Genomic DNA, 6,200 nt, shown 5'->3' on the forward strand with positions numbered 1-6,200 from the left:
TTCGTGGACGGCGAGGGCGAGGCCGTCCTCGCCGGCACGACCTCCCCGGTGACCCCCAACGACCTGGTCCTGGTCCCGGCGGGGACGGTCCACAACTTCATCAACACCGGCCAGGGCCCGCTGCGCCTGGTCACCGTCTACGCCCCGCCCGAGCACGCCCCCGGCACCGTCCATCAGACCAAGGCCGAGGCCGACGCGGCCGAGGCCGCCGGGCACTGACCGACGGACGGGGAGGGACCTGGCATGCGCGTGCTGCTGATCGGCCCGCCGGGGGCGGGGAAGGGGACCCAGGCGGCGCGGATCGCCGAGCATTTCGACCTGGGGAACATCGCCACCGGGGCCCTGCTGCGGGAGGAGGTGGCGAAGGGGACCGAGCTGGGCAAGGTGGCCAAGGAGTACATGGACCGGGGCGACCTGGTCCCCGACGACATCGTGATCGAGATGGCCAGGGACCGGATGGTCCAGGCGAGCGAGGCGGGCGGGTACGTCCTGGACGGGTACCCGCGCACGCTGGCCCAGGCCGAGGCCGCCTACCGGTGGGCGGTGGCCCGGGGGATCCCGTTCGACCTGACCCTCTATTTCGAGATCGAGGAGGAGGAGCTGCTGGCCCGCCTGGCCGGCCGGGCCCGGGAGGAGCACCGCTCCGACGACACCGAGGAGACGGTCCGCCACCGCCTTGAGGTGTTCGGGGTCCAGACCAAGCCGCTGGTCGACTACTACCAGCGCCGCGGGATCCTGGTCCGGATCAACGCCGTCGGGCCGATCGACGCCATCTCCGAGCAGATCTTCGCCACCCTCCACTGGCACAAGGCCCGCGCCATGGCCGCCGGCGCCAACCGCCCCGAGTGGGCCTTTGACGCCTCGGGGTCGTCCTAGGCGCGGCGCAGGGTTGCCGGGGGCTGGCTCCAGCCCTGGGACGGGGTGGCGTGGAGGAACTCGTCGGATGGGGGCTCGACCTCGCGGTGCTCGCGGGCGCGATCCTGGCCGCGCGGCTACGCCCGGCCGCTCGCCGGTGAGGAGCGATGGGCCAGGAGGCCGTGGCGGGGGGCGACGACCAGGGAGACGGCGAACATGGCCGCGGCCACCAGCACGATGGTGGCGCCGGCGGCGACCCGCCACTGCAGGGAGATGGCCAGGCCGACGACGCCGCTGGCGGCGCCGAGGGCGGCCGACAGGGCCATGGTGGCGCGGAGGCGCTCGGTCCAGAGGCGGGCCGTGGCCGCCGGGGCGACGATCAGGGCCACGGCCAGGATGGTGCCGACGGCCGGGATCGAGGTGACCACGACCGCCTCGACCACCAGGAGCAGGACGACGTCGAGGACCAGCACCGGGTAGCCGAGGGCGGCCAGCCCGCCCCGGTCGAAGGCGCCGAGGACCAGCTCCTTGTGGAGGGCGGCGAGCACGGCCAGGACGGCGGCGCCGACCACGGCGGTGGTGAGCAGGTCGGACGGCCGCACGGTGACGATCGAGCCGACCAGGTAGGCGGTCAGGTCCCTGGTGAAGCCGGCCTGGGCCGACAGCAGCAGCACCCCGAGGGCGAACGCCCCCGACAAGGTGACCCCGACGGCGCTGGTGTCGTCGACCCGGTCGCGGGCGCCGAGGAGGGCGACCACGACCACGACGACGGCCCCGAAGGCGGCCGCCCCGGCGAACAGGCTGATCCCCAGCAGCGCGGCCAGGACGACCCCGGGGAAGGTGGCGTGGCCAAGGGCCATGGTGAAGAAGGGCAGGCGGCGCAGGAGCACGTGGACGCCGACGGCCCCGCAGAGCGCGCCGACCATGACCGCCTCCAGCAGGGCCCGGCGGGCGAACCCGTCCCCGAACGCCTCCAGCGGGTTCATCGGGCCCCAACCTTGGCCTGTGCGCCGGCCGGGACCCGGGCCCGGCCCCGGCGGCGGCGCAGCGGGGCCACGGCGGCGGCGAGCCCGAACAGCCCGACCAGGACGACCACGATGGTGGCGCCGGCGGCCAGCCGGAGGTCGTGGTCGACCGAGACCTCGTAGCTGACGGCCAGCCCCAGCCAGCCCCCGGCGGCGCCGAGCAGGCAGGCCAGGGCGGTCATGGCCCCCACCCGGTCGGTCAGGAGCCGGGCGGCGGCCGCCGGGACCACGATCAGGGCGATCACCAGGACCGTGCCCACGGCCTCGACGGCGGCCACCACGACCAGGGCGATGAGGAGATTCAGGGCCAGGTCGAGCCGGCCGGTGCGGTAGCCCATGGCGGCGGCCGCCTCCGGGTCGAAGGCGCGCAGCACCAGCTCCTTGTGGAGGACGGCCAGGACGATCGCGGCGACCACGGCCACGGCCAGGGTCTGGACCAGGTCGGTACGGTCGATGGCCAGGACCCGGCCGAACAGGAACACGGTCAGGTCGGCGGTGAAGCCGCGGGTCCGGGAGATCAGCACCACCCCGAGGGAGAAGAACGAGGTGAGCAGGATGGCCAGGGCGGCGTCGTTCCCGACCCGGCGGTGGCCGCCCAGCACGGTCAGCAGCACCGCCGTCAGCACCCCGAAGGCCAGGGCGCCGAGCAGGATCGAGCGGCCGAGCAGGTGGGCGATCACGATCCCGGGGAACACGGTGTGGGTGAGGGCGTCGCCCACGAAGGCCAGGCGGCGCAGCACCACCAGCACGCCCACGGCGCCGGCCAGGGCGCCCAGCACCAGCACCTCGACCAGGGCCCGCTGCATGTACGGGATGGTGAAGGGCTCGAACAGGTTCACGGCCGGGCGACGATGACCCCGTCGCCGCGGAGCTGGAGGGCCTGGCCGCCGTAGGTGGCCCGCAGCAGCTCGGGGGTGAGGGTGGTGCCGATCGGGCCGAAGCCGATCTGGTGCCGGTTGAGCAGGCAGACCTCGTCGCAGGCGAGGTGGGCCAGGCCCAGGTCGTGGGTGGCCATGACGACCGCGGCTCCGGTCGCCCGCAGCCGGCCGAGGGCGGCCAGCAGCAGGTCCTGGGAGAGGGCGTCGACCCCGTTGAACGGCTCGTCGAGCAGCAGCAGCCGCGGCTCCTGGGCGATCGCCCTGGCCAGCAGGACCCGCTGGCGCTGGCCGCCGGAGAGGGTGCCGAACCGGGACGAGGCCCGCTCGGCCAGGCCGACCTCGGCCAGGGCCTGGGCGGCGGCCCGCCGGTCGGCCGGGCCCGGCCGCCGCACCCAGCCGACCCGCGGGTAGCGGCCCATCAGCACCACCTGGAGGGCGGACACGGGGAACTCGGCGTCCAGGGTGTCGGCCTGGGGGACGTAGGCGACCTGGCGGCGGGCCGCCTGGGGCGGGCGGCCCAGGACCTCGATGGTCCCGCTGGTCAGGGGGACGAGGCCGAGGACGGCCCGGATGAGGGTGGACTTGCCGGCCCCGTTGGGGCCGATGAGGGCGACCGACTGGCCGGCCGCCACCTCCCCGTCGACCCCCTCGACCACCGGCTCGCGCTCGTAGGCGACGGTGGCCCGCCGCAGCGCCAGCACGGGCGGGGGGGTCCGGGGGACCGCCGGGGTGGTCCCCCGGTCGGTCGGGTCGGTGGGCGGGAGGTCAGGTGCCACTGAGGTTGCTCACGATCGTGGCCGTGTTGTGCCGGATCATCTTGAGGTACGTGTCGCCGTCGGACCCGGGCGGGCCGAGGGCGTCGCCGTAGAGGGCGTCCTCGCCGACCACGACCCTGACCCCGGCCTCGCGGGCGATCGTCTCGGCCGCCCGCGGGGGCAGGGAGGTCTCGGAGAAGACGGCCTTCACGCGGGTCGCCTCGATCTTGGCCACCAGGTCGCGGATGTCGCGGCCGGACAGCTCGGCCGAGCTGTCGAAGCTGGGGATGACGGAGCCGACCAGTTCCAGCCCGTAGCGGTCCAGGTAGTAGCCGAAGGCGTCGTGGTTGGTGACCACCTTGCGGTTGGCCAGGCTGCCGACCTGCCCCTCGACCTCGTCGTCGAGGGCGCGCAGCTCCTTGGTGTAGGCGGCCAGGCCGGCCTGGTAGGCGGCCGCCCCGGCCGGGTCGGCGGCGGCCAGGCCGCGTTCGATGTTGGCCGCCATGACCTGGGCGTTGCCGGGGTTCTGCCAGATGTGGGGGTCGGGCTCGCCGTCGACCTGGCGCAGCCGCACCCCCTGGCTGGTGTCGACCACCGGGCCGTCGAACCCGGAGCTCTCGATGATGTCGCCCAGCCACTCCTCCAGGCCGACCCCGTTCTGGAGCACCAGGTCGGCGTGGGCCAGGGCGTCGATGTCGGCCGGGGAGGGCTCGTAGTCGTGGGCGTCGATGCCGGGCCGGAGCAGGCTGGTCACCCGGACCCGGTCGCCACCGACGTTGGCCGCCAGGTCGGCCACCTGGGTCGTGGTCGCCACCACCCGCAGCTCCCCGCCGTCAGCGCCGTCGCCGTTCCCGGCGCCGCCCGGCCCCGCGCACCCGGACGCCAGCAGGGCCGCCAGGCAGGCCGCCACCAGCGCGACCCGTCGACGACCCATGGCACCGTCCTAGCTGTGGAGGCTGGTACCTCCCATCCTACAGCTTTTGGCAATGATTCTCATAACCGACTCAGCCGCAGCGCTGGCACAGGCCGCGCAGCTCCAGGCGGTGGTCGGTGACGGTGAAGCCGGTGCGGGCGGCGACGGCGTCCAGCAGCGAGGCCAGGCCGGCGTCGACCTCGGGCGGGACCGGGTCGTCCTCGATCCGGCCGCAGCTGGAGCAGACCAGGTGATGGTGGTGGCCGACCAGCTCCTCGGACAGCTCGTAGCGGGCGTGCCCGCCGCCGGCGCCCGGGTAGCGGGTGACGGCGCCGGCCTGCTCGAGCACGACCAGGTTGCGGTAGATCGAGCTCACCGGCAGCTTGCCCGGGCCCTCGGCCAGCTCGACGATCTCCAGCGGCCGCCCGGCCCCGTGGAGCAGCTCGACCAGGGTGCGCCGGCCGGAGGTGTAGCGCTGCTGGGCGCGGCCGAGCCGCGCCGCGACCTCGGCGTGGGGCGCCTGGCTGCTCACCGTCTCACCTCCCGGATGCTCGCTGTGGGCAGGTCACATCGTACGCAGGCCCTTGGGGTAGTGGTTCTTGAGCGTCCCGCCGCCCGCCCGGCCCCATCCCAGCGGCCAGCCGTTCCAGGTGACCAGCGTCCACCCGGCCGGCCCCCCGTGGTCCAGGGTCTCCCCCCGCAGCCAGGCCGCGGCCTCGCCGTCGTCCAGCCCCCGGGTCCGTCGGACCATGCCCGGTCGCGCGGCCATGGCCAGCGCATGCCCCGGCTCGAACCTGCCCGGCCGCGCCCGCCCGAGCAGCAGCCCCGGCCGCACCAGCCGCACCCCGGCGGCCGCCACCTCCTCGTCGGGAACGCTGTAGGCCCGCTCCCCCACCACCGCCACCCCCGGCAGGTCCCCCTGCAGCGCGTCGTCCGCGAACCCCCGCCACGCGTCGAGCACATCTCCCGCCCGCCCGCGAACGGGGCCGGTGGACGAAGCAATGCCCCCCAGTTCCCCGGGCGCACCCAGCTTGGCGATGAAGTGACCTTCGCCGCGGAGGTGGTGGGGCCAGAGGCGGACCGTCTTCGCCAGGTCGGGGGGGCCGCCGGGGGTCCAGTCGGGGCGGCCGGGGGCGAAGCCGGGGTGGTTGGGGATGTCGAGGACCCGCCAGCCCGGGTGGGCGGCGAGGAACCCGGCGACCTGGTGCTCGTTCTCCTCGGGGGCGAAGGTGCAGGTCGCGTAGACGAGCACGCCGCCGGGGCGGACCAGGCGGGCGGCGTCGGCGAGCAGGCCGCGCTGGCGCTCGGCGCTGCCCCGGACGTGGCCGGGGCGCCATTGGGCGGCGGCCCCGGGGTCGCGGCGGAACAGGCCCTCGCCCGAGCAGGGGGCGTCGAGCAGGACCCGGTCGAACCCGCCGGGGAGCCGTTCGGCCAGGCGGGCCACGGTCTCGCCGGCCAGCACCGTCCGCCACGAGCCCCAGCGGTCGAGGTTGTCGGCCAGGGCCTGGACCCGGCTGCGCTGGACCTCGTTGGCCACCACCGCCCCGGCGCCGCCCAGGCGGCCCGCGACCAGGGTCGCCTTGCCGCCGGGGGCGGCGGCCAGGTCGAGCACCCGCTGGCCGGGCCGCACGTCCAGGGCCTCTCCGACGGCCAGGGCCGACGGCTCCTGCACGTAGCAGAGCCCGGCCGCGTGGGCCAGGGTGCGGCCGACCCGGACGCCCTCGGGGAGGAAGAACGCCTCCGGGCACCACGGCACCGGGTCGGGCGGGATCCC

Annotated in this window: 8 protein-coding genes; 2 read left to right on the forward strand and 6 right to left on the reverse strand. The window is 75.5% G+C overall.

What is annotated here, in order from left to right:
- Positions 1–219 (forward strand): cupin domain-containing protein (locus VF468_18840; protein HEX5880349.1); only part of this gene is annotated, 219 nt, incomplete at its 5' end.
- Positions 220–243: 24 nt separating this feature from the next.
- Positions 244–876 (forward strand): adenylate kinase, encoded by a 633-nt coding sequence (locus VF468_18845; GenBank protein HEX5880350.1) that lies wholly within the window; start codon positions 244–246, stop codon positions 874–876.
- 116 nt (positions 877–992) lie between these two features.
- On the opposite strand, the gene VF468_18850 is transcribed toward VF468_18845, so the two are convergent.
- The 6 genes from VF468_18850 to VF468_18875 form a co-directional block, all read right to left on the reverse strand.
- The gene (locus VF468_18850) at positions 993–1,841 is read right to left on the reverse strand and encodes a metal ABC transporter permease (protein HEX5880351.1); all 849 of its coding nucleotides are present in this window, start codon (positions 1,839–1,841) and stop codon (positions 993–995) included.
- Positions 1,838–2,719, reverse strand: coding sequence for a metal ABC transporter permease (locus tag VF468_18855; protein HEX5880352.1), 882 nt, complete (start codon positions 2,717–2,719; stop codon positions 1,838–1,840). Before VF468_18855 ends, VF468_18850 begins: the two co-directional genes overlap by 4 nt.
- Complete coding sequence (locus VF468_18860) at positions 2,716–3,459, reverse strand: metal ABC transporter ATP-binding protein (GenBank protein ID HEX5880353.1); 744 nt, start codon at positions 3,457–3,459, stop codon at positions 2,716–2,718. Before VF468_18860 ends, VF468_18855 begins: the two co-directional genes overlap by 4 nt.
- Before the next feature lie 64 nt (positions 3,460–3,523).
- On the reverse strand, positions 3,524–4,447 hold the full coding sequence (locus VF468_18865; GenBank protein ID HEX5880354.1) for a metal ABC transporter substrate-binding protein: 924 nt from the start codon (positions 4,445–4,447) through the stop codon (positions 3,524–3,526).
- A 70-nt stretch (positions 4,448–4,517) separates the two neighbouring features.
- Positions 4,518–4,958, reverse strand: coding sequence for a transcriptional repressor (locus tag VF468_18870; GenBank protein ID HEX5880355.1), 441 nt, complete (start codon positions 4,956–4,958; stop codon positions 4,518–4,520).
- Between the two features lie 33 nt (positions 4,959–4,991).
- Positions 4,992–6,200, reverse strand: a 1,209-nt coding sequence (locus tag VF468_18875; protein HEX5880356.1) for an RsmF rRNA methyltransferase first C-terminal domain-containing protein, incomplete at its 5' end; no start/stop codon positions are given.

The sequence above is a fragment of the Actinomycetota bacterium genome (assembly GCA_036280995.1).
Taxonomy (GTDB): Bacteria; Actinomycetota; CALGFH01; order CALGFH01; family CALGFH01; genus CALGFH01.

What these genes read in the sequence shown, in the direction of transcription:
- VF468_18865 (HEX5880354.1), bottom strand. Translation starts at nt 4,447, where the DNA reads ATGGGTCGTCGACGGGTCGCGCTGGTGGCGGCCTGCCTGGCGGCCCTG.
- VF468_18845 (HEX5880350.1), top strand. Translation starts at nt 244, where the DNA reads ATGCGCGTGCTGCTGATCGGCCCGCCGGGGGCGGGGAAGGGGACCCAG.
- VF468_18850 (HEX5880351.1), bottom strand. Translation starts at nt 1,841, where the DNA reads ATGAACCCGCTGGAGGCGTTCGGGGACGGGTTCGCCCGCCGGGCCCTG.